The organism is Pseudomonas sp. P5_A2_2 (assembly GCF_054177685.1).
The window spans coordinates 1-2,443 of the sequence record NZ_JBGCUL010000692.1 but is presented as its reverse complement, the minus strand read 5'-3'; the positions used below and the strand labels follow the sequence as shown (position 1 = coordinate 2,443).

2 protein-coding genes are annotated in these 2,443 nt (G+C 58.8%); both read left to right on the top strand.

Translation table 11 applies throughout. The features are described from left to right. Positions 1–46: 46 nt before the first annotated feature. A complete protein-coding gene (gene sdhA, locus ACXRVY_RS24350; RefSeq protein WP_223463339.1) occupies positions 47–1,819 on the top strand; it encodes a succinate dehydrogenase flavoprotein subunit in 1,773 nt (590 codons plus the stop codon). A gap of 11 nt (positions 1,820–1,830) precedes the next feature. After that, the coding region (locus ACXRVY_RS24345) for a succinate dehydrogenase iron-sulfur subunit (RefSeq protein WP_458238457.1) at positions 1,831–2,443 on the top strand (613 nt) is incomplete at its 3' end.

Below are 2,443 nucleotides of genomic sequence, written 5' to 3'. Positions count from 1 at the left end.
CGCTTACTTCGTCTGGGGTGTGCAGATTCTCTGGGGTATCTGATTCATGGCTAACATTCCAACGATTTCTTTCGACGCCATCATTATTGGTGGTGGCGGTGCCGGCATGCGCGCGGCGCTGCAACTGGCACAGGGCGGTCACAAGACTGCCGTGATCACCAAGGTTTTTCCGACCCGTTCGCACACTGTATCCGCTCAAGGCGGCATCACCTGCGCCATCGCGTCTGCTGACCCGAACGATGACTGGCGCTGGCACATGTACGATACCGTCAAGGGTTCCGACTACATCGGTGACCAGGACGCTATCGAATATATGTGTCAGGAAGGTCCGGCTGCCGTTTACGAGCTGGACCACATGGGCATGCCATTCTCGCGTACCGAGCAAGGCCGTATCTATCAGCGTCCGTTCGGTGGCCAGTCCAAGGACTACGGTAAAGGCGGCCAGGCTGCGCGTACTTGCGCTGCTTCCGACCGTACCGGTCACGCACTGCTGCACACCCTTTATCAGGGCAACCTGAAAGCCGGTACCGTGTTCCTGAACGAGTACTACGCTGTCGACCTGGTAAAAAACCAGGATGGCGCTTTCGTCGGCGTGATCGCGATCTGCATCGAAACCGGCGAAACCACCTACATCCGTGCCAAGGCCACCGTACTGGCCACCGGCGGTGCAGGTCGTATCTACGCTTCGACCACCAACGCCCTGATCAACACCGGTGACGGCGTTGGCATGGCGCTGCGTGCCGGCGTACCGGTGCAAGACATCGAAATGTGGCAGTTCCACCCGACCGGCATCGCCGGCGCTGGTGTACTGGTTACCGAAGGTTGCCGTGGTGAAGGTGGCTACCTGATCAACAAGCACGGCGAGCGTTTCATGGAGCGTTATGCTCCGAACGCCAAAGACCTTGCCGGTCGTGACGTTGTTGCCCGTTCGATGGTTAAGGAAATCATCGCCGGCAACGGTTGCGGTCCGAACGGCGACCACGTGATGCTCAAGCTCGACCACCTGGGCGAGGAAGTGCTGCACAGCCGTCTGCCAGGCATCTGCGAGCTGTCGAAGACTTTTGCGCACGTTGACCCGGTTGTTGCTCCGGTTCCGGTTGTTCCAACCTGCCACTACATGATGGGCGGCGTTGCCACCAACATTCACGGTCAGGCGATCACTCAGGACGCTGATGGCGTTGATGCCATCATTCCGGGCCTGTTCGCAGTAGGCGAAGTGGCTTGCGTATCGGTTCATGGTGCCAACCGTCTGGGCGGCAACTCGCTGCTCGACCTGGTGGTATTCGGCCGTGCTGCCGGCCTGCACCTGGAAAAGGCGCTGACCGACGGTATCGAATACGACGACGCCACCGACGCCGACATCAATGCGGCCCTGGCACGCCTGTCCGCTCTGAACGAGCGTACCGAAGGCGAAGACGTGGCTACCTTGCGTCGCGAGCTGCAAAACTGCATGCAGAACTACTTCGGTGTGTTCCGTACCGGCGAATACATGCAGAAGGGTATTGCCCAGCTGGCTGATCTGCGCAAGCGCATCGCCAACGTGAAGATCAACGATAAGTCGCAGGCGTTCAACACTGCGCGTATCGAAGCTCTGGAACTGCAGAACCTGCTGGAAGTGGCCGAAGCCACTGCCATCGCTGCAGAAGTACGTAAAGAGTCCCGTGGTGCTCACGCCCGTGAAGACTTCGAAGACCGTGACGACGAAAACTGGCTGTGCCACACCCTGTACTTCCCGGGTGACAAGCGCGTGACCAAGCGTGCCGTGAACTTCTCGCCGAAGACTGTTCCGACTTTTGAACCTAAGATTCGGACTTATTAAGGGTGGCCGCCATGTTGCAAGTCAGCGTTTATCGTTACAACCCTGATCAGGACGCCGCGCCGTTCATGCAGGAATTCCAGGTCGATACCGGTGGTAAAGACCTGATGGTGCTGGACGTACTGGCCCTGATCAAAGAGCAGGACGAAGGTTTCTCCTATCGTCGCTCTTGCCGTGAAGGTGTTTGCGGTTCCGACGGCATGAACATCAACGGCAAAAACGGCCTGGCGTGCATCACGCCGCTGTCTGCCGTCGTAAAAGGTAACAAGTTGATCGTTCGTCCGCTGCCAGGTTTGCCGGTTATCCGTGACCTGGTCGTCGATATGAGCATCTTCTACAAGCAATACGAGAAGGTTAAGCCATACCTGCAGAACGACACGCCGGCTCCGGCCATCGAGCGTCTGCAGTCCCCTGAAGAGCGTGAGAAGCTCGACGGTCTGTACGAGTGCATCCTGTGCGCCTGCTGCTCGACCTCTTGCCCGTCCTTCTGGTGGAACCCGGACAAGTTCCTGGGTCCAGCTGCTCTGCTGCAAGCGTACCGCTTCCTGGCAGACAGCCGTGACACCAAGACGTCCGAGCGTCTGGCGTCGCTGGATGACCCGTTCAGCGTATTCCGCTGCCGCGGGA

Excerpts from the sequence above, each read along its gene's own strand:
- sdhA (WP_223463339.1), top strand. The coding sequence starts at position 47 with ATGGCTAACATTCCAACGATTTCTTTCGACGCCATCATTATTGGTGGT.